This window comes from Pseudomonas sp. D3-27, assembly GCF_051132165.1.
Classification (GTDB): domain Bacteria; phylum Pseudomonadota; class Gammaproteobacteria; order Pseudomonadales; family Pseudomonadaceae; genus Aquipseudomonas.
Genome location: NZ_CP071667.1, coordinates 3,379,516 through 3,398,493, shown reverse-complemented (window position 1 = coordinate 3,398,493; position 18,978 = coordinate 3,379,516). Strand labels below are relative to the sequence as shown.

Below are 18,978 nucleotides of genomic sequence, written 5' to 3'. Positions count from 1 at the left end.
TTCATCTCTGGAAGGGGCTGCTAGACTTCATGGTCCAGTCCCTTTCGGAGAATCCCAATGAACAACAAGAACAGGATTTGCCTCTGGTACGACGGCACCGCGCAGGACGCAGCTGAGTTCTACGCAAGCACGTTTCCCGACAGCGCGGTGAACGCGATCCACCATGCGCCGGGCGATTATCCGGCGGGCGAGCAGGGCGATGTCATCACGGTGGATTTCACGGTGATCGGCATTCCCTGCATCGGCTTGAATGGCGGCGCGATGTTCAAGCACAACGAAGCCTTCTCCTTCCAGGTCGCAACCGATGACCAGGCCGAGACGGATCGCCTCTGGAACGCGATCATCGACAACGGCGGCCAGGCGAGCGCTTGCGGCTGGTGCAAGGACAAGTGGGGTGTGTCGTGGCAGATCAGCCCCCGGGTTCTGGTCGAGGCGATCACCAGCGCCGACAAAGCCGCCGCCAAGCGCGCCTTCGAAGCCATGATGAACATGACCAAGATCGACATCGCGGCGATCGAGGCGGCGGTGAAGGGGTAGCCTGCGGTCGGCAGTAAAAACCATGCAAGCTGACCCTCCGCCATCGCGAGCAAGCTCGCTCCCACAGGGATCCGTGCTGGCAGAAAAATTGAAGTTACCCCATCAAATGTGGGAGCGAGCTTGCTCGCGATGGCGGAGGGTCAGCCAACACACTCACCGCTGACTCTCCACACGCCAGATGCTACAGGGAGGGTCCAGGCAACCTGGCAATCACCTTGATCTCGAACTGGAAACCATACAGCCATGTCACACCCACCGCTGTCAGCGTTGGGTGCGGCGCGTGGCCCCAGAATTCGGGCACCACGCTCCAGACCCGTTCGAATATCGATTCGGGATCAACCATGAAGACCGTGACGTCGATCACGTCGTCAAAGCTGCAATCGGCGGCGGCGAGTATGGCCGCAAGATTGGTGAAGGCGCGGCGCACCTGGTCTTCCAGCACGGGCTCGGGCGAGCCGTCCTCGCGGCTGCCGACCTGTCCGGATACGAACAGCAAACCATTGGAGCGAATCGCCGGCGAATAGCGGTTGCGCTCGTAAAGCGCCTGGCGTCCGGGCAGAAAAACGACGTCACGCTGTGTCATGGGGTGTCTCCTCGATGGGCCGTAGCGGCCGCCAATGTGCGATGGAGAAACTGTAGGGGCTTGTGCTCGGGCGATAAACGGGCAAGCTTGGCGTTCACTGTTTGTCAAACCCAAACAATCCGAGGCGCAGATGGACCGTTTCGATGCGATGCAGGCGTTCGTGCGTGTGGTGGAGTCGGGCAGTTTCACCAAGGCCGCCGAGACGCTGCACATGAGCAAAACCACCGTGACCCAGCTGGTGCAACAGCTCGAAGCGCGGCTGCGAGTCAAGTTGCTCAACCGCACGACACGCAAGGTCAACGTCACGGCGGACGGCGCGGCCTTCTATGAGCGTGCGATCCGCCTGTTGGCGGACCTGGATGACGCCGAGACCAGCTTGTCCGGCGCCCAGGCCCTGCCGCGCGGGCGGCTGCGGGTGGATGTGCCGAGCCCGCTGGCGGCGCTGATCCTGATACCGGCGCTGCCGGAGTTCTACGAGCGTTACCCCGACATCCAGATCGACATGGGCGTCAGCGACCGCATCGTTGACATAATCGACGAAAACGTCGATTGCGTGGTTCGCGGCGGCGAACTGAAGGACCAATCGCTGATCGCCCGACGCGTCGGCGACCTGGCCCTTGGGGTCTTCGCCGCGCCAAGCTACCTGGCGCGTCTGGGTACCCCGGCCCATCCGCGTGAGCTGGAGGATTCCCAACATCGCGTCGTCGGTTTCCTGTGGGCACGCACCGGCAAGGCCTTGCCGTATGCCATGCACCGACAAGACGAGCACCTGCGCATCAAGGGGCGTTACGCCCTGGCGATCGACGATGGCAACGCCTACCTGGCCGCCGGCCTGGCGGGGCTGGGGGTGCTCTGGTTGCCCATCTATATGTCGCGGACTCACCAGGCGCAGGGGACGTTGGTCCCGTTGTTCGAAGATTGGCGCCTGGAGTCGATGCCGATGTACGTGGCCTACCCGCCGAACCGGCACATCAGTGCCAAGCTGCGGGTGTTCATTGACTGGGTGATGGAGCTGATGGCGCAGCATGCGCCTATCCTTGATCGGCAGGCGTCATGACATTTTTCTCGATCGCAGAGGAGAACAGCGATGGAACGATTCACCGGCGGTTGCCTGTGCGGCAACGTTCGTCTTGAAGCGTCTGGCCGTCCATACCGGGTCGGCCTTTGCCACTGCCTGGATTGCCGCAAGCATCACGGTGCACTGTTTTTTGCGGCGGCGGTGTTCCCCGAGGACGCCGTCACCGTCACGGGCGAGCCCCGGGATTATGCCGGGCGCTTCTTCTGCCCCAATTGCGGCTCGTCGCTGTTCGCCCGCAGCGGCGACGAGATCGAAGTGCACCTCGGCACGCTCGATACCCCCGACCAACTGACGCCCACCTACGAATGCTGGACCGTGCGCCGCGAGTCCTGGCTGCCGGCGTTCCCGCTGGCGCGGCGGTATCAGCATGATCGCGGGGGCAGCGGGCGGACAGAGGAGTAGGCGGTTACTCGAACCCGACAATCGCCTTGATCTCCAGATACTCCTCGAACCCATGGACCCCATATTCGCGCCCGTTGCCCGAGCGCTTGTAACCGCCGAACGGGGCCATGGGGTTCCAGGTCGGGTAGTTCAGCAGCACTTGCCCGGCACGGATGCGCTTGGCCACGGCGCGTACCTGGTCAAGGTCGCGGCCCTGAACGTGCGCGCCCAGCCCGTAGACGGTGTCGTTGGCGATGGCGACGGCTTCGTCCAGCGTGTCGTACGGGATGATGCACAGCACCGGGCCGAAGATTTCTTCCTGGGCGATGCGCATGCCGTTGTCGACTTGCGAGAACACGGTTGGCCGGGTGTAGAAGCCTTTGGTGAAACCGTCGACGCGTCCCGGCCCACCGCAAATCAGCTTGGCCCCTTCCTCCAGGCCCGCTTCGATCATCGCCTGCACGCGCTTGAACTGGGCCTGGTTGGCAATCGGGCCGAGCACGGTGTCTTCCGACCGTGGGTCACCGACGATGATGGCGTTGGCCGTGGCGGCCGCCAGTGCCTCGACTTCCGCCAGGCGGTTCCTGGGTACGATCATCCGCGTCGGCGCGCTGCAGGACTGGCCGACATTGCGCAACGCCGACATCACGCCGGGCGGCACGGCCTTGGCGAAGTCGGCGTCGGGCAGAAACACGTTTGGCGACTTGCCGCCCAGCTCTTGGGTGACCCGCTTGACCGTGGGGGCGGCGGCTTGGGCCACCAGGGCGCCGGCGCGATTGGAGCCGGTGATGGAAATCATGTCAATGTCGGGGTGCGCCGCCATGGCCGCGCCGACCTCGGCACCGCCGCCGTTGACCAGGTTGAACACGCCTGCCGGCAGGCCGGCGTCATGCACCAGTTCGGCGAACAGCAGGGCGCTCAAAGGCGACAGTTCGCTGGGCTTGAGCACCACGGTGCAACCGGCGGCGATCGCCGGGGCGACCTTGGCGGTGATCTGATAGAGCGGCCAGTTCCACGGCGTGATCAAACCGCAGACGCCGATGGGTTCGCGCACGATGGCGGTGCTGTTCTCGATTTTCTGAAATGCATAAGTGGACAGCACATCGCGCGCCACACGAACGTGTTCGGCCGCCAGCGGCACTTGCATGGATCGGGCGAAACCGATTGCCGCGCCCATTTCCAGGCACAGCACCTGGGCCAGCGCTTCCTTGCGTTCGAGCATCAGTTCATGGATCTTCCCGAGGATTCGGGCGCGATCCGCCACTGCGGTCGCGGCCCAGCCGGGCATCGCCGCCTTTGCCGCCGCGACGGCGCGGTCAACGTCGTCGGATGATCCTTGGGCAACCTCGGCGAGCACCTCTTCGGTGGCCGGATTGACGACTGCCAGCGTCGTCCCCCGGGTCGGCGATTGCCAATGACCGTCGATGTAGAACTGCCCGGTATTTTGCGGAATATATGAGGGTTTGGTCATCCATCAGGCTCCCATAGAGCGGTGATGACACTGCCGGCAGCAGGTCGTGGTTGCATGCCGATAAACTACCAAAGCGGCCCTGGCGGGTTGTGCCGTTGTTTGGCCCGGCAAAGAACAATCTGCTGAATATGCCGGGCTGACTTTGCAAAAACGTAGCGAAGGCGCTTCGCAGGCCCGACGCTACCGAGGCGTCGCCCGCAGCCGCAAAAGTGCCGGGGCCCGGCGGGCGGTGCACAGTGTTTTGAGTTGCTGGCGCAACCAGCGCAAATCGTGCCGCCGTGGCGTCGGCAAGCGCCTGGGTCTGGTCCGGCCGACGAGCTCGGTAAAGGTCTGGACGAATGAGGCCGGGTCACCGATGCCCTTGAGCTTGCGCCGTAGTTTTCCGTCTTTATAGAACAGCACGGTGGGCGTGCCGGTGACTTCCGGGTGCCGAGGCGATTGATCGGTGCTCAGTTTGTAGATCACGGCCCGATTCTCGAAGGTCTCGGCAACCTTGCAGAACAGCGGGTCGGCCATGCCGCAGGCGTAGCAGTGCGGATGGCCGAAATAAAAGACCACCGGGCGCCAGGTCTTGAGCGCCGTGCGGTAGTCCTTTTGAGTGCTGACGTGAGTGATGAGCGAGCTCATGGCGGCTTCCCTGTGTCGAGACGTGCCCAGGACCATAAGCAACACGTTCCGGCGACGCTACTGTCAGAGTTGACAGGTGGCGGCCCCGTTTCGGTGCGATGGGTGTATTGCGCCCCCGATAGGCTTCGTAATGGGGCCTTGTTACCCAGCGGCCGTAGCCATCGGTAGCAGCCGCGAGCGGGTCATGGTTGCGCCGTCCGATCCACTGGATTTCTATCTTCCTGATTTCATTGACGTTCCATTTTTCACTCCACCGCATCGAAAGGCTGTGGCACACTTTCTGCTGTCTATTCCGTTGTTACATACCACATTCCGGTATAGCGGAATAAACTCACCCTGGAGTGCTTGCCATGCAACGCCGACCTTCCTTGTTCAAAGCGTGTGTTTTTCTCTTCGCGGCCACGACGGCCGCCATGGGTGTCGCCCAGGCGGCCGACAGCAAGCTGGACAGCGTGCTGCAACGCGGGAAATTGATCGTGGGCACGGGCAGCACCAATGCGCCGTGGCACTTCCAAGGAGCGGATGGCAAGTTGCAGGGGTTTGATATCGACATCGCGCGGATGGTCGCCAAGGGGCTGTTCAATGACCCGGAAAAAGTCGAGTTCGTGGTGCAATCATCCGATGCGCGGATTCCCAACCTGCTGACCGACAAGGTCGACATGAGTTGCCAGTTCATCACCGTCACCGCCAGCCGCGCCCAGCAAGTGGCGTTTACGCTGCCGTACTACCGCGAAGGGGTGGGCCTGCTGTTGCCGGCCAACAGCAAGTACAAGGAAATCGAGGACCTCAAGGCCGCCGATGACGACGTCACCGTGGCGGTGCTGCAAAACGTCTACGCCGAAGAACTGGTCCACCAGGCGCTGCCCAAGGCCAAGGTCGACCAATACGACAGCGTCGACCTGATGTACCAGGCGGTGAACTCCGGCCGCGCCGATGCCGCCGCCACCGACCAATCCTCGGTCAAGTACCTGATGGTGCAGAACCCCGGTCGCTACCGCAGCCCGGCCTACGCCTGGAGCCCGCAAACCTACGCCTGCGCGGTCAAGCGCGGCGACCAGGACTGGCTGAACTTCGTCAACACCACCCTGCACGAGGCCATGACCGGTGTGGAATTCCCCACCTATGCGGCGTCGTTCAAGCAGTGGTTCGGCGTTGAGTTGCCGTCTCCGGCGATCGGTTTCCCTGTTGAATTCAAATGACCCTGTGAGCCCGGGGCGCCCCTCGCGGGCGCACCGTCGAAGGTACTGCCGACCATGAATTATCAGTTGAATTTTGCCGCCGTCTGGCGCGATTTCGACACCTTGCTGGCGGGGCTTGGCCTGGGGCTTTCCCTCGCGCTGGTGTCGATCGCCATCGGTTGCGTGATCGGCCTGGCGATGGCGTTTGCGCTGCTCAGCAAGCATCGCTTGTTGCGGGTGTTGGCCTCGGTGTACGTCACCGTGATCCGCAACACGCCGATCCTGGTGCTGATCCTGTTGATCTACTTCGCCTTGCCGAGCCTGGGCATTCGCCTGGACAAGCTGCCGTCGTTCGTTATCACGCTCTCGCTGTACGCCGGGGCCTACCTGACCGAAGTGTTTCGCGGCGGGCTGTTGAGTATTCATAAGGGCCAGCGCGAAGCAGGGTTGGCGATCGGCCTGGGCGAGTGGCAGGTCAAGGCCTACGTCACCGTGCCGGTGATGCTGCGCAACGTGTTGCCGGCCCTGTCGAACAACTTCATTTCGCTGTTCAAGGACACCTCCCTGGCGGCGGCGATTGCCGTGCCGGAGCTGACCTATTACGCCCGCAAGATCAACGTGGAGAGCTACCGGGTGATCGAAACCTGGCTGGTGACCACGGCCCTGTATGTCGCGGCCTGTTACCTCATTGCCATGCTGCTGCGTTATTTCGAGCAGCGTCTGGCGATCCGCCGTTAGGAGTTTCCCATGTACGAATCCCCCAGTTGGTTGCACGAGTTGTGGGTCGCCCGGGACACTTTGTGGAGTGGCTTCCTGACCAGCGTGCAATGCTCGGCGCTGGCGATTGTGTTGGGCACATTGATCGGTCTCTTCGCCGGGTTGGCGCTGACATACGGGCGGGTCTGGATGCGCGCGCCGTTTCGTTTCTATGTCGACTTGATCCGCGGTACACCGGTGTTCGTGCTGGTGCTGGCTTGCTTCTACATGGCGCCGGCCCTGGGCTGGCAGATCGGTGCGTTCCAGGCCGGTGTGCTGGGCCTGACGCTGTTCTGCGGCTCTCACGTGGCCGAGATCGTGCGCGGCGCCCTGCAGGCGTTGCCCCGTGGGCAGATGGAAGCGAGCCAGGCCATTGGCCTGACATTCCAGCAGGCGCTGGGCTACGTGCTGTTGCCCCAGGCGTTGCGGCAGATCCTGCCGACCTGGGTCAATTCCTCCACCGAGATCGTCAAGGCCTCGACCCTGCTGTCGGTGATCGGTGTGGCCGAATTACTGCTCAGCACCCAGCAGATCATCGCCCGGACGTTCATGACCCTGGAGTTCTACCTGTTCGCCGGTTTTCTCTTTTTCATCATCAATTACGCCATCGAGTTGCTCGGGCGGCACATTGAAAAGCGGGTGGCCTTGCCATGACTGATATTTCCCTCTCCAACGCCCAACCGCTGCTGGACATTCGTGGCCTGCGCAAACAATACGGCCCGCTGGAAGTGCTCAAGGGCGTTGACCTGAGCATGCAGCGCGGCAACGTGGTCACGCTGATCGGCTCCAGTGGTTCGGGCAAGACCACGCTGCTGCGTTGCGTCAACATGCTGGAAGAATTCCAGGGCGGCCGGATCATGCTCGACGGCGAGTCCATCGGCTATGACGAGGTGGACGGCAAGCGTGTGCGCCACCCCGAGAAAGTCATCGCCCGGCACCGGGCCATGACCGGCATGGCCTTCCAGCAATTCAACCTGTTCCCGCATCTGACCGCGTTGCAGAACGTCACCCTGGGCCTGCTCAAGGTGAAAAAACTGCCCAAGGACGAAGCCGTGGCCCTGGCCGAAAAATGGCTGGAGCGGGTCGGCCTGCTGGAACGGCGCGATCACTTCCCCGGTCAGTTGTCCGGCGGTCAGCAGCAGCGCGTGGCGATTGCCCGGGCGATTGCGATGAACCCGAGCCTGATGCTGTTCGACGAAGTGACCTCGGCCCTGGATCCGGAACTGGTCGGCGAAGTATTGAACGTGATCAAGGGCCTTGCCGAAGACGGCATGACCATGCTGCTGGTGACCCACGAGATGCGCTTTGCCTTCGAAGTTTCGGACAAGATCGTCTTCATGAACCAGGGCCGCATCGAAGAGCAGGGGCCGCCGAAGCAATTGTTCGAGCGACCGCAATCGCCGCGCCTGGCGGAATTCCTCAAGAACACCCGTTTTTAACTTCCATTCAACAAGGAGATAAATCCATGAGCATTACCCGTTACGGCACCGGCAGCACCGCAGGCGGCGGCCAGCCACGGCCCTTCGCCCGCGCCGTGGAGGCCGATGGCTGGCTGCACGTGTCCGGCCAGGTGCCGGCAGTGAACGGCGAAATCATCGTTGGCGGTATCGTCGAGCAGACCCACCAGACCATGAAGAACCTGATCGCCATTCTCCAAGAGGCCGGTTATGGCCTGGAAGATGTGGTTCGCTGCGGTGTCTGGCTGGAAGACCCGCGGGATTTCTGGAGCTTCAACAAGGTGTTCGGTGAGTATTTCAGCCCGGAACACGCCCCGGCGCGGGCGTGTGTGCAGGCGAGCATGATGGTCGATTGCAAGGTCGAGATCGACTGTGTGGCCTACAAGAAAAAGGCCTGACCACGATTTTCTGGCGAATTCACTTCTGTGGCGAGGGAGCTTGCTCCCGCTGGCCTGCGCAGCAGGCCCATTCTTTACGACCGCTGCGCAGCCGAGCGGGAGCAAGCTCCCTCGCCACAATAAAGATACATGCGATTATGGGTGAAATTTCAGGGACCACAGACATGACCGAAGACACCATCAAACGCCGGGCCCGGGGATTGGATCGGGCGTTCGATATCCTCGATTTCCTCAAGGAGATCGGCCAGCCGTTGCGCCCGAACGACATCGCCAGCGGCATCGGCAGCCCCAAGTCCACGGTCTATGAGCTGGTGGCGTCGCTGCTGGAGCGTCGCATCCTCGAGCCGGTGGGCAAGGATGGCCATGTCTACCTGGGGCGCCAGTTGTACTTTCTCGGCCAGGCGCATTTGCGGCATTTCGACCTGAGCCGCGAAGCCGACCAGGCCTTGCAGGACATCGTCCGGCAGACCCGGGAAACCGCGCAGATGTGCCTGCTCAACGGGCGCAAATACACGGTCGCGCTGATGAAGGAGGGCGAGCGGCACTTTCGCATCTCTTCGGACATCGGTGAAAACGCGCCGATCCCCTGGACGGCCTCCGGTCGCCTGTTGCTGGCGCATCTGAGCGACCAGCAGATCATCGACCTGATCGACCCCGATGACTTCATCCTGCCGGACGGCGAACGTCTGCCGCTGGAGCGGTTTCTAGGAGAGATCCGCCAGGCCGGCATCGATGGATTTTTCTCCTTCGATAGCGTTGCCGACACCTTCACCCACTGCTTCGCCGCACCGGTCAAAGACCCCAACGGCGTGGCCATCGCGACCCTGTGCATCGTCGCCCCGAGGGCTGACGCCAAGAACAATTACGCCGACTACCGCCGGGTGCTGATCGAAAGCGCCAACCACCTGGCCCGTCGCATCAACGAATAGACAGCCTTGGCTGTGTGAGGAGTTCGAACATGTCTTCTGCCATTACTAACGCGGGCGTCGAGAAGGGCGCCGCGCCCATCGGCGCTCATTTGCTGCGGGACGTGAGCCTGCCGGCGCTGGTGCTGCATCGCGAGGCCCTGGAGCACAACATCCGATGGATGCAGAAATTTGTCAGTGACAGCGGTGCGCAGCTGGCGCCCCACGGCAAGACCAGCATGACCCCGGCGTTGTTTCGTCGCCAGATCGAAGCCGGCGCCTGGGGCCTGACTTTGGCCACGGCGGTGCAGACCCGTGCCGCCTACGCCCATGGCGTACGGCGCGTGCTGATGGCCAATCAATTGGTCGGCAAGCCCAACATGGCATTGATCGCCGATCTGCTGGCCGACCCGGCGTTCGAATTCCATTGCATGGTCGATCATCCGGACAACGTCGCCCAGCTCGGCGCTTATTTCGCTTCTCGCGGCGTGCGGCTGAACGTGATGATCGAATACGGCGTCGTCGGCGGTCGTTGCGGTTGCCGTACCGAAGCCGAGGTGCTGGCCCTGGCCGAGGCCATCGGAGCGCAACCGGCACTGGCATTGACCGGCATCGAAGGCTATGAAGGGGTCATCCACGGTGATCATGCCGTCAGCGGCATCCGCGCATTCGCCGCTTCCCTGGTGGGGCTGGCCATGCAGTTGCAGGACAGCGGCGCGTTTGCCATCGACAAACCCATCATCACCGCCTCGGGGTCGGCCTGGTACGACTTGATCGCTGAATCTTTCGAAGCCCGCAACGCCCAGGGCCGTTTCCTCAGCGTGCTGCGCCCCGGCAGTTACGTGGCCCACGACCATGGCATCTACAAGGAGGCCCAATGCTGCGTACTGGAGCGGCGCAGCGATTTGCACGAAGGCTTGCGTCCGGCCCTGGAAGTCTGGGCCCACGTGCAGTCGATGCCGGAGCCGGGCTTCGCGGTGATCGCCCTGGGCAAGCGCGACGTGGCCTACGACGCCGGGCTGCCGGTGCCGCTCAAGCGCTACAAGGCGGATTCTGATTCGGTGGCAGGCGACGATGTCAGCGCCTGCAAGGTGACGGCGGTGATGGACCAGCATGCGTTCATGACGGTGGCGCCAGGGGTCGAGCTGCGGGTGGGCGACATCGTTGCGTTCGGGACCTCCCACCCGTGCCTGACATTCGACAAGTGGCGGGTGGGGTGCCTGGTGGATGAGGGGTTGCGGGTGGTTGAGCTTATGGAGACTTGTTTCTAAGGCTTGAGAGCGAGTCGCGGCTATCGCGAGCAGGCTCGCTCCCACATTGGATTTGTTGTGAATACAAAACCAGTATTCATCCACGATCCCTGTGGGAGCGAGCTTGCTCGCGATAGCGGTCCGCAATACACCACCGAACCATCAGGACCATCCATGAGCAACACTAAACCCCGCATCGCCCTGATCGGCGAATGCATGATTGAACTGCAACACCGCGCCGACGGCAGCCTGCGGCAAAGCTTCGGCGGCGACACGCTGAACACTGCGGTGTATCTGTCCCGTGCGTTGGGCGACAAAGGCTCGGTGGATTACGTCACCGCCCTGGGCGACGACTCTTTCAGCGATGCCATGTGCCAAAGCTGGGCTTCGGAAAACATCGGGTTGGAAAGGGTCCAGCGTTTGCCCGGTCGTCTGCCGGGCCTGTATTGCATCCAGACCGATGCGGCGGGCGAGCGGCGTTTCCTGTACTGGCGCAACGAGGCTGCCGTGCGGGATTGCTTCACCACACCGGCCGCCGTGCCGATCCTGGAAGCGTTGCCCGGATACGACGTGCTGTATTTCAGCGGCATCACCCTGGCGGTGATTGGCGAGCAGGGCCGGCGCAAACTCATCGAGACCCTGATCGAGGCACGGCGCCGGGGCGCGCAGGTGGTGTTCGACAACAATTACCGGCCACGGCTCTGGGCCTCGGTCGAGGCGGCCCGGGCGGCCTATCGCAGCGTATTGCCCTATGTGGAGCTGGCGTTGCTGACCGTGGATGACGAACAAGCACTGTTCGGCCATGCCGACAGTGACGCAGTGTTCATCGCCTATGAGCAACTGGGGACACCGGAAGTGGTACTCAAGCGCGGCGCCGAGGCGTGCCTGATTCGTTGTGATGGCCGGTCTTATGACGTGCCGGCCCAACGGGTAGAGCGCGTGGTGGATACGACAGCGGCGGGGGACTCGTTCAGCGCCGCCTACCTGGCGAGTCGCTTGCTGGGGGGCAGCCCGGCGGAGGCGGCCGAGGCCGGGCATTTGCTGGCGAGCCGGGTGATCCAGGTGCCGGGGGCATTGATACCGAGATGATCTGGCCAGCCAAAACCCTGTGGGAGCAAGCTTGCTCGCGATTGCGGTGTGCCAGTCAATATTGATGCAGCTGACCTGACGCCTTCGCGAGCAAGCTCGCTCCCACAGGGGCTCGGTATCGCTTCAATCCCTATAAAACACCTGCACCAGGTGATAGCCAAACTTGCTCTTGATCGGCCCATGCACCACCCGCAGTGGTTTCTTGAAGATCACCGCGTCGATGGCGCCGACCATTTGCCCGGGCCGCACTTCACCCAGGTCGCCGCCGCGCTTGCCGGAGGGGCAGGTGGAGTATTTCTTTGCCAACACGTCGAACGCTTCGCCCTTGGCGATGCGTTGTTTGAGCTGTTCGGCTTCTTCGGCGGTTTTCACCAGGATATGGCGGGCTTGGGCTTTCATTGCGGCACAGACCTGAAGGGGGTGAAATGGCGGCGATTATGCCTCAAGTCAGTGGTCATGGTTGATCATCGTCCGAATCTTGTTGGCCAACAGGTCCAGGGTAAACGGCTTGGCGACCATGTCCATGCCCTGATCCAGGAAACCTTGGCGTTCGGCGGCTTTCTGCGCATAGCCGGTCATGAACAGCACCTTCAAGCCGGGCCGGTGCTGACGGGCGATTTCCGCCAGCTGGCGGCCGTTCATGCCCGGCAGACCGACGTCGGTCACCAGCAGATCGATGCGTTGCTCGGATTCGAGCAATACCAGCGCCCGCTTGGCGTCCTCGGCTTCGAGGGCGGTGTAGCCCAGGGTGGCGAGCAGGTCGAGCACCAGCATGCGCACCGCCGGTTCGTCCTCCACCAGCAACACCGTTTCGCCGGCGATGGCGGGCGGAGCGTCGGTGGTAGTCGGTGCCGTTGCCTGTTCCGCCGGCGCGACGTGCAGGCGCGGCAGGTACAACTGCACGCGCGTACCTTGGCCCGGGACACTGTCCAGGCTCAGGTGACCGCCAGATTGCTGGGCGAAACCATAAATCATCGACAGCCCCAGGCCGGTGCCCTGGCCGATGGGCTTGGTAGTGAAAAACGGATCGAAGGCCTTTGCCAACACGGCGGGGGTCATGCCGCTGCCGTTGTCGCGCACGGCGATCATCACGTAATCGCCGGCCTTCACCGGCTCCAGCGTGCTGATGTCGCTGCCGTCGAGGTAGACGTTGGCGGTCTCGATGTTCAACTCGCCGCCATCGGGCATCGCGTCCCGGGCGTTGATGACCAGGTTGAGCAAGGCGTTTTCCAATTGGCTGGCATCGGTGCTGACCGGCCACAACTCGCCGGCCAGTTGCAGTCGCAGCACAATGTGATCGCCGGTGGTGCGGCTCAGCAGGTCTTCAAGCGAGCGAACCAGCGTATTGGCATCCAGAGGCTTGCGGTCCAGTGACTGGCGTCGGGAAAAAGCCAGCAGGCGGTGGGTCAGGGCGGCGGCGCGGTTGGCCGATGAAATCGCAGCTTCGGTAAAACGGCCGATCTCGGCGGCACGACCGGAGGCGATGTAGCGCTGCATCAAGTCGAGGCTGCCGAGGATGCCAGTGAGCATGTTGTTGAAGTCATGGGCGATGCCGCCGGTGAGTTGGCCCACGGCTTCCATCTTCTGCGCATGGCGCAGGGCTTCTTCGGCGCGTTCGCGTTCGAACATCTCGCTTTGCAGTCGATGGTTGGCCTCGGCTAGCTGCTGGGTGCGGGCGATCACCCTTTCTTCCAGCGTTTCGTTGAGGTGGCGCAGGGCTTCCTCGGTTTTCTTGCGCTCGGTTTCGTCGATGACAAAAATGTAAAAACCGTTCACCGATCCGTCGGCGCCACGGCGTGGCAGGTAGTTGATCAACGCATGGCGCGGCCGGCCGTCGCGGTGGGGCGACTCTACGGTGAAACTGCACGGCTTGCCCACCAGGGCGCCGGCGATCTGTTCGGCTCGGGCGGCGTAGGCCTCGTCGCCGATGACCTCACGGATGGTCTTGCCGTAGAGCTCTTGCGGCGTCAGCCCGTACCAATTCAGGTAGGCACTGTTGTTCAGCCGGAAACGCTCCTCGCGGTCGACGTAGCCGATCAGCACCGGCATGGCGTTGATGATCAGTTGCAGCTCGGTCTGGCTCTGGCGCAAGGCATGTTCGGTGCGCTTGCGTTCGGTCAGGTCCAGCGCCGCGCCGAGAAAGCGCTTGGGCCGGCCATGGCGATCCTTGTAGCAACGTCCACGCACGAACACCCAGCGCAGCTCGCCGTGGGGCTGCTGCAGCCGATACTCCTCGGCGTACTCGGTGCCATGGGTGATGCAGTGCTTGATGCTGCGCGCAACCATCGCCCGATCTTCCGGGTGGACGCCCTCGAGATAGGCGCTGATGGGCAATTGCCGTGACAGGGCCGGGTCGACGCCATGGAGGAGGGCAAAATGCGCGTCGGCGATGAAGCGATCCTCGCCGATGTCCCAGTCCCAGGTGCCCAACGCATCGGTGGCCGCCAAGGCCAGTTGCAAGCGTTCTTCGCTTTCCTGCTGGGCCTTGAGGCTGGCCTCGGAGCGCCGTTCGAATTCCTGAGCCAGGCGTCGCCGCTCGCCCGTCTCGATGGCAGTGATCAGAATTCCGGCGACGCTGGCGTTTTCGTCATGGATCGGGCTGTAGGTCAGGTCCAGCCAGACATCGCAGAGGCGGCCGCCAAATGGCATGCGCCAACGTTGATCGCGGCAGGTGCGCACCCGGCCCTGCAACACGCTGCGATAAACCCCTTCGGTTTCGCTGCGAAGTTCGGGCCAGGCCGTGTGGGTTGGCTGGCCAAACGCCCTGGGGTGCTTGTCGCCGACCAATCGCGCATAGGCGTCGTTGTACAGATGGATCAACTGCGGCCCCCACAGCACGGCCATCGGCATGGGCGAATGGACCACGATGTCCACGGCGGTGCGCAGGCTCGGGGGCCAGGTTTCTTGGGCGCCCAGCGGGCTGGAAGTCCAGTCCAGACGGGCGATCAACTGCTGTGTGTCGCTGCTGGCAGGTACTGCATTCATCACGGGAATCCCTGGATGTCATGTCGATGCTGCGGCTTCTACTATCCTCTGAAGAAGGTAAGCGCGGGTTGATCTGAAGTTTTTCTGGCTCGGGTCAGCGTGTCCATTGAAGTTCGCGGAAGTTTTTATAGTCATGGAAATTGATCCTTTACTGCGAGTCCTGGCAAGCCAGGACGGCTCCGACCTCTACATGTCCACCGGCGCGCCGCCCTGCGCGCGTTTCGAAGGTGTGCTCAAGCCACTGAGCAACCAGGCGTTCAAGGTTGGCGACATCGCTGGGCTTGCCGAGTCATTGATGGACGCCGAACAGCGCCTTGAGTTCGATCGGGAATTGGAAATGAACCTGGCGATCTCCCTGGCCGGTGTCGGACGGTTTCGCGTCAACATCTTCAAACAGCGCAATGACGTGTCCATGGTCATACGCAACGTCAAGCTGGATATCCCGCGTTTCGAAGACCTGAAGCTGCCCAAGGTGCTGCTCGAAACCATCATGCACAAACAAGGGCTCATGCTGTTCGTCGGCGCCACCGGCTCGGGCAAATCCACATCACTGGCGGCGCTGATCGACTACCGCAACCGCAACAGCAGCGGCCATATCATCACCATCGAGGACCCGGTGGAATATATTCACCGGCACAAGAAATCCATCGTCAACCAGCGAGAAGTCGGTGTGGATACCCGCAGCTTCCACGCCGCTCTCAAGAACACCCTGCGCCAGGCGCCGGACGTAGTGCTGATCGGCGAAATACGCGACCGCGAGACCATGGAACACGCCTTGGCCTTCGCCGACACCGGCCATCTGGTGATTTCCACCCTGCATGCCCACAACGCCAACCAGGCCCTGGACCGGGTGGTCAATTTCTTCCCGGAAGAACGCCGGCCGCAACTGCTGCAGGATCTGGGCAACAACCTCAAGGCGTTTGTCTCCCAGCGGCTGGTGCGCACCCGCACCGGCCAGCGGCGGGCGGCCGTGGAGGTGATGCTCGGCTCGCCCACGGTGGCCGACCTGATCCGTCGCAACGAGCTGGGCGAGCTCAAGGGCATCATGGAAAAATCCGAGGAACTGGGGATGCAAACGTTCGACCAGGCGCTGTTCAACCTGGTGGTGGAAGGGGCGATCGATGAAGAAGAGGCGTTGAAAAACGCCGACTCTGCGAACAATCTGCGCTTGCGGCTCAAGCTCCATGCCGAATCGGGAGCGGCGCCACCGGCTGAGCCGTCGGCGGGCGGGGAATGGGGGCTCATGGACTGATCGGTTTGTAGTGCGACCGCGTTATCGTTCATCGCGAGCGGGCTCGCTACCACAAGGGATTTGGGTGCAAACAGTCCCCTGTGGAAGCGAGCTTGCTCGCGATGAGGCCCTCAAGCCCAGCAAAACATTCAGATCAGGTCGCAAGCTCCACCCGCCCACGAAACTGCTCCAGCGCCTCGGGATTGGCCAGTGCATCGGTGTTCTTTACCGCCTCGCCATGCACCACGTTGCGCACCGCCAGTTCCACCACCTTGCCGCTGATGGTGCGTGGGATATCGTTGACCGCGAGGATTTTCGCCGGCACGTGGCGCGGTGTAGTGTTGGCGCGGATGACCTGGCGGATCTTCTGCTCCAAGGCGTCGTCCAGCACCAAGCCCTCTCGCAGGCGCACAAACAGCACCACCCGCACATCACCCTGCCATTGCTGGCCGATGGCGACGCTGTCCAGGACTTCCTCGACTTTTTCCACCTGCCGATAGATTTCCGCCGTGCCGATGCGCACGCCACCGGGGTTGAGCACCGCGTCGGAGCGGCCGTGGATCAGCAGGCCGCCGTGGGGCAGCTCTTCGGCGTAGTCCCCCTGGGCCCACACGCCCGGGAACTGGCTGAAATAGGAGGCGCGAAGTTTCTCCCGCTGGGGATCATTCCACAGCCCGATGGGCATCGCCGGGAAATGCCGGGTGCAGACCAGTTCGCCTTTTTCGCCAACCACCGCTTCGCCGGCTTCGTTCCAGACCTGCACCGCCATACCCAAGCTCTTGCCTTGCATCTCGCCGCGACGCACGGGGGCCAGCGGATTGCCGTTGACGAAGCACGACACGATGTCAGTGCCGCCGGACATCGAGGCCAGGCAAACATCGGCCTTGAAGTCGCGGTAGACATAATCGTAACTGTGGGGCGCCAAGGCTGATCCCGTGGACAGGATCGTCCTCAGGCTGCCCAGGTCGTGGGTCTGGCGTGGCTTGATGCCTTGGCTTTCCAGGGCGGCCAGGTATTTGGGGCTGGTGCCGAATACGCTGATGCCTTGTCGGTCGATCAGGTCGAGCAGGCGTTCCGGGCTGGGGTGGAATGGCGACCCGTCATAGAGCACAACCGCGCTGCCCACGGCCAGCGCCGACACCAGCCAATTCCACATCATCCAGCCGCAGGTGGTGTAGTAGAACAGCCGGTCTTCGGGGCCCAGGTCGACGTGCAGGCCATGTTCCTTGAGATGTTGCAGCAGCACGCCACCGGTGCCGTGGACGATGCACTTCGGCACCCCGGTGGTGCCGCTGGAATAGAGAATGTACAGCGGGTGATCGAACGGCACGGGGTTGAACACCGGCTCGCCGCCGCATTGGTAGAAACCGTCCCACAGGGCCACGCGGGCCGGGGTCTTGAAATCTTCGACGCGGGCGTCGGGCTGGGCGTAGGGCAGTACGATCAATTGTTGCAGCGACGGTAGCCGTTCGAGGATTTCGTTGACCTTGGGCCGCTGGTCGATGGTTTTCCCGGCGTAGCGATAACCGGCGCAGGTGATCAGGACCTTGGGTTCTATCTGACCGAACCGGTCGATGACGCCCTGGGTGCCGAAATCCGGCGATGAACATGACCAGATGGCGCCCAGGCTGGTGGTGGCGAGCATGCACACCAGCGTCTGCCAGGTGTTGGGCATGCAAGCGGCGACCCGATCGCCCTGGGTCACGCCAGCGCCTTGCAGGCTTTTTTGCAGGCCGGCGACATGGGCGGCGAGATCGGCCCAGGTCAGCGTTTCTTCGCCGCCGTTTTCATCGAGTGCGACCACTGCCACGGCGCTGTCGCGGCGACGCAGCAAGTGTTCGGCGAAATTCAGCGTCGCCCCTGGGAACCAGCGGGCACTGGGCATCTGCGGGCCTTCGTCGAGCACCGCGCCAGGCGCTTGATGGAAGCGGATCTCGAAAAAGTCGACGATGGCCTGCCAGAAGGCTTCGCGGTGGTCGGTGCTCCAGGCATGCAGGGTTGGGTAGTCGTTGAGTTGCAGCGAGTGCCGTTCGTTGACGAACCGGCGAAAGGCGTCCATTCGCGACTGGGCGATGCGTTCGGGGCTGGGGTGCCAAAGGATGTCGGACATGGTTTGCCTCTTGTTTTGGGGCTTACAAATAGTTCAGCACAAGGCGCCGGATGTGGCGAGGGAGCTTGCTCCCGCTGGCCTGCGAAGCGGGCCCAAGAGGCGCCTGCTGCGCAGCCGAGCGGGAGCAAGCCCCCTCGCCACAAAAGCTCGACGGCGCGGCGTTATTGAGCCAACCACCCACCATCAATATTCCACGCCGCGCCCCGCACCTGGCTGCCCGCTTCACTGCACAGGAACAGCACCAGCTCACCCAACTGCGGCGGGGTCACGAACTCCAGGGACGGTTGCTTCTCGGCCAGCAGATCATGCTGGGCCTGTTGCGGGTCCACACCCGTGGCGATGCGGTCGTCGATCTGCTTCTGCACCAGCGGCGTCAGGACCCAGCCCGGGCAGATGGCGTTGCACGTGACGTTGCTGGCGGCAGTCTCCAGGCCCACTACCTTGGTCAACCCGATCACCCCGTGCTTGGCCGCGACGTACGCCGCCTTGCCCACTGAACCGACCTGTCCATGCACCGAGGCAATGTTGACGATCCGTCCCCAGCCCTTGGCGCGCATGCCCGGAAGGCTCAGGCGGGTGGCGTGGAACACCGAGGACAGGTTGATCGCAATGATCGAATCCCAGCGCTCCACCGGGAAATCCTCCACGGCCGCCACGTGCTGGATGCCGGCATTGTTCACCAGGATGTCGACGCCGCCGAATTCGCGCTCGGCGTAGGCGAGCATGTCGGCGATCTGCGCGGGGTCGCTGACGTCGGCCGGATGATGGCCGACCTTGACGCCGTATTGCGCGACTTCGGCGGTTACCGCAGACGCATCGCCAAAGCCGTTGAGGATCAGGTTGGCGCCGGCCTTGGCCAGGCTCAGGGCGATGCCCAGGCCGATGCCGCTGGTGGAGCCGGTGACCAGGGCCGTCTTGCCCGAAAGGGTGGTTGTCATGGGA

At 62.9% G+C, this 18,978-nt stretch carries 19 protein-coding genes; 12 read left to right on the top strand and 7 right to left on the bottom strand.

The features are described 5' to 3' along the window. The first annotated feature begins 57 nt into the window (after positions 1-57). Complete coding sequence (locus tag J3P92_RS15240; protein ID WP_420763535.1) at positions 58-537, top strand: VOC family protein; 480 nt, start codon at positions 58-60, stop codon at positions 535-537. 181 nt (positions 538-718) lie between these two features. Here the strand turns inward: J3P92_RS15240 and J3P92_RS15235 are convergent, their stop codons facing one another. Continuing rightward, a complete protein-coding gene (locus tag J3P92_RS15235; RefSeq protein WP_434648057.1) occupies positions 719-1,120 on the bottom strand; it encodes a RidA family protein in 402 nt (133 codons plus the stop codon). Positions 1,121-1,250: 130 nt separating this feature from the next. On the opposite strand from J3P92_RS15235, the gene J3P92_RS15230 reads away from it, so the two are divergent. Together J3P92_RS15230 and J3P92_RS15225 are read left to right on the top strand one after the other, a co-directional pair. Further along, entirely contained in the window at positions 1,251-2,177 is a 927-nt protein-coding gene (locus tag J3P92_RS15230; RefSeq protein WP_434648055.1) for a LysR substrate-binding domain-containing protein, read from the top strand. A 30-nt stretch (positions 2,178-2,207) separates the two neighbouring features. After that, the gene (locus J3P92_RS15225) at positions 2,208-2,600 is read left to right on the top strand and encodes a GFA family protein (protein WP_434648052.1); all 393 of its coding nucleotides are present in this window, start codon (positions 2,208-2,210) and stop codon (positions 2,598-2,600) included. Between the two features lie 4 nt (positions 2,601-2,604). On the opposite strand, the gene J3P92_RS15220 is transcribed toward J3P92_RS15225, so the two are convergent. Both J3P92_RS15220 and J3P92_RS15215 read right to left on the bottom strand, forming a co-directional pair. Then, positions 2,605-4,050, bottom strand: a complete 1,446-nt coding sequence (locus J3P92_RS15220) for an aldehyde dehydrogenase family protein (protein WP_434648049.1) — start codon at positions 4,048-4,050, stop codon at positions 2,605-2,607. A gap of 180 nt (positions 4,051-4,230) precedes the next feature. Continuing rightward, positions 4,231-4,677 carry a thioredoxin family protein gene (locus J3P92_RS15215; RefSeq protein WP_420763541.1) on the bottom strand — a complete coding sequence of 149 codons (447 nt, stop codon included), beginning with the start codon at positions 4,675-4,677 and terminating at the stop codon, positions 4,231-4,233. A 350-nt stretch (positions 4,678-5,027) separates the two neighbouring features. On the opposite strand from J3P92_RS15215, the gene J3P92_RS15210 reads away from it, so the two are divergent. The 8 genes from J3P92_RS15210 to J3P92_RS15175 all read left to right on the top strand — a co-directional run bounded on the left by J3P92_RS15210 (position 5,028) and on the right by J3P92_RS15175 (position 11,710). After that, the gene (locus J3P92_RS15210; protein ID WP_420763542.1) at positions 5,028-5,876 is read left to right on the top strand and encodes a transporter substrate-binding domain-containing protein; all 849 of its coding nucleotides are present in this window, start codon (positions 5,028-5,030) and stop codon (positions 5,874-5,876) included. A 54-nt stretch (positions 5,877-5,930) separates the two neighbouring features. Further along, positions 5,931-6,593, top strand: coding sequence for an amino acid ABC transporter permease (locus J3P92_RS15205; protein ID WP_030141394.1), 663 nt, complete (start codon positions 5,931-5,933; stop codon positions 6,591-6,593). 9 nt (positions 6,594-6,602) lie between these two features. After that, complete coding sequence (locus J3P92_RS15200; RefSeq protein WP_434559501.1) at positions 6,603-7,265, top strand: amino acid ABC transporter permease; 663 nt, start codon at positions 6,603-6,605, stop codon at positions 7,263-7,265. Beyond that, positions 7,262-8,050 carry an amino acid ABC transporter ATP-binding protein gene (locus J3P92_RS15195; RefSeq protein WP_434559499.1) on the top strand — a complete coding sequence of 263 codons (789 nt, stop codon included), beginning with the start codon at positions 7,262-7,264 and terminating at the stop codon, positions 8,048-8,050. The genes J3P92_RS15200 and J3P92_RS15195 overlap by 4 nt, the downstream gene beginning before the upstream one ends. 26 nt (positions 8,051-8,076) lie before the next feature. Continuing rightward, positions 8,077-8,466, top strand: a complete 390-nt coding sequence (locus tag J3P92_RS15190; RefSeq protein ID WP_264427496.1) for a RidA family protein — start codon at positions 8,077-8,079, stop codon at positions 8,464-8,466. 164 nt (positions 8,467-8,630) lie between these two features. Then, complete coding sequence (locus J3P92_RS15185; protein ID WP_420763545.1) at positions 8,631-9,395, top strand: IclR family transcriptional regulator; 765 nt, start codon at positions 8,631-8,633, stop codon at positions 9,393-9,395. Positions 9,396-9,424: 29 nt separating this feature from the next. Further along, positions 9,425-10,642 carry an amino acid deaminase gene (locus J3P92_RS15180; RefSeq protein ID WP_434648046.1) on the top strand — a complete coding sequence of 406 codons (1,218 nt, stop codon included), beginning with the start codon at positions 9,425-9,427 and terminating at the stop codon, positions 10,640-10,642. A gap of 153 nt (positions 10,643-10,795) precedes the next feature. Continuing rightward, on the top strand, positions 10,796-11,710 hold the full coding sequence (locus J3P92_RS15175; RefSeq protein WP_434648044.1) for a sugar kinase: 915 nt from the start codon (positions 10,796-10,798) through the stop codon (positions 11,708-11,710). Between the two features lie 123 nt (positions 11,711-11,833). Here the strand turns inward: J3P92_RS15175 and J3P92_RS15170 are convergent, their stop codons facing one another. Next, positions 11,834-12,109, bottom strand: coding sequence for a peptidylprolyl isomerase (locus J3P92_RS15170; RefSeq protein ID WP_019690952.1), 276 nt, complete (start codon positions 12,107-12,109; stop codon positions 11,834-11,836). Between the two features lie 48 nt (positions 12,110-12,157). Then, a complete protein-coding gene (locus J3P92_RS15165) occupies positions 12,158-14,695 on the bottom strand; it encodes a PAS domain S-box protein (protein ID WP_434559493.1) in 2,538 nt (845 codons plus the stop codon). Between the two features lie 133 nt (positions 14,696-14,828). Here J3P92_RS15165 and J3P92_RS15160 point away from each other — a divergent pair, with 133 nt between their 5' ends. Next, positions 14,829-15,947 (top strand): PilT/PilU family type 4a pilus ATPase, encoded by a 1,119-nt coding sequence (locus tag J3P92_RS15160; protein WP_420763549.1) that lies wholly within the window; start codon positions 14,829-14,831, stop codon positions 15,945-15,947. A 133-nt stretch (positions 15,948-16,080) separates the two neighbouring features. Here the strand turns inward: J3P92_RS15160 and J3P92_RS15155 are convergent, their stop codons facing one another. Both J3P92_RS15155 and hbdH read right to left on the bottom strand, forming a co-directional pair. Continuing rightward, entirely contained in the window at positions 16,081-18,036 is a 1,956-nt protein-coding gene (locus tag J3P92_RS15155; RefSeq protein WP_420763550.1) for an acetoacetate--CoA ligase, read from the bottom strand. 161 nt (positions 18,037-18,197) lie between these two features. Then, complete coding sequence (gene hbdH / locus J3P92_RS15150; RefSeq protein WP_434648041.1) at positions 18,198-18,974, bottom strand: 3-hydroxybutyrate dehydrogenase; 777 nt, start codon at positions 18,972-18,974, stop codon at positions 18,198-18,200. Positions 18,975-18,978 lie beyond the last annotated feature (4 nt).

What these genes read in the sequence shown, in the direction of transcription:
- J3P92_RS15240 (WP_420763535.1), top strand. Translation starts at nt 58, where the DNA reads ATGAACAACAAGAACAGGATTTGCCTCTGGTACGACGGCACCGCGCAG.
- J3P92_RS15235 (WP_434648057.1), bottom strand. Translation starts at nt 1,120, where the DNA reads ATGACACAGCGTGACGTCGTTTTTCTGCCCGGACGCCAGGCGCTTTAC.
- J3P92_RS15230 (WP_434648055.1), top strand. Translation starts at nt 1,251, where the DNA reads ATGGACCGTTTCGATGCGATGCAGGCGTTCGTGCGTGTGGTGGAGTCG.
- J3P92_RS15225 (WP_434648052.1), top strand. Translation starts at nt 2,208, where the DNA reads ATGGAACGATTCACCGGCGGTTGCCTGTGCGGCAACGTTCGTCTTGAA.
- J3P92_RS15220 (WP_434648049.1), bottom strand. Translation starts at nt 4,050, where the DNA reads ATGACCAAACCCTCATATATTCCGCAAAATACCGGGCAGTTCTACATC.
- J3P92_RS15215 (WP_420763541.1), bottom strand. Translation starts at nt 4,677, where the DNA reads ATGAGCTCGCTCATCACTCACGTCAGCACTCAAAAGGACTACCGCACG.
- J3P92_RS15210 (WP_420763542.1), top strand. Translation starts at nt 5,028, where the DNA reads ATGCAACGCCGACCTTCCTTGTTCAAAGCGTGTGTTTTTCTCTTCGCG.
- J3P92_RS15205 (WP_030141394.1), top strand. Translation starts at nt 5,931, where the DNA reads ATGAATTATCAGTTGAATTTTGCCGCCGTCTGGCGCGATTTCGACACC.
- J3P92_RS15200 (WP_434559501.1), top strand. Translation starts at nt 6,603, where the DNA reads ATGTACGAATCCCCCAGTTGGTTGCACGAGTTGTGGGTCGCCCGGGAC.
- J3P92_RS15195 (WP_434559499.1), top strand. Translation starts at nt 7,262, where the DNA reads ATGACTGATATTTCCCTCTCCAACGCCCAACCGCTGCTGGACATTCGT.
- J3P92_RS15190 (WP_264427496.1), top strand. Translation starts at nt 8,077, where the DNA reads ATGAGCATTACCCGTTACGGCACCGGCAGCACCGCAGGCGGCGGCCAG.
- J3P92_RS15185 (WP_420763545.1), top strand. Translation starts at nt 8,631, where the DNA reads ATGACCGAAGACACCATCAAACGCCGGGCCCGGGGATTGGATCGGGCG.
- J3P92_RS15180 (WP_434648046.1), top strand. Translation starts at nt 9,425, where the DNA reads ATGTCTTCTGCCATTACTAACGCGGGCGTCGAGAAGGGCGCCGCGCCC.
- J3P92_RS15175 (WP_434648044.1), top strand. Translation starts at nt 10,796, where the DNA reads ATGAGCAACACTAAACCCCGCATCGCCCTGATCGGCGAATGCATGATT.
- J3P92_RS15170 (WP_019690952.1), bottom strand. Translation starts at nt 12,109, where the DNA reads ATGAAAGCCCAAGCCCGCCATATCCTGGTGAAAACCGCCGAAGAAGCC.
- J3P92_RS15165 (WP_434559493.1), bottom strand. Translation starts at nt 14,695, where the DNA reads ATGAATGCAGTACCTGCCAGCAGCGACACACAGCAGTTGATCGCCCGT.
- J3P92_RS15160 (WP_420763549.1), top strand. Translation starts at nt 14,829, where the DNA reads ATGGAAATTGATCCTTTACTGCGAGTCCTGGCAAGCCAGGACGGCTCC.
- J3P92_RS15155 (WP_420763550.1), bottom strand. Translation starts at nt 18,036, where the DNA reads ATGTCCGACATCCTTTGGCACCCCAGCCCCGAACGCATCGCCCAGTCG.
- hbdH (WP_434648041.1), bottom strand. Translation starts at nt 18,974, where the DNA reads ATGACAACCACCCTTTCGGGCAAGACGGCCCTGGTCACCGGCTCCACC.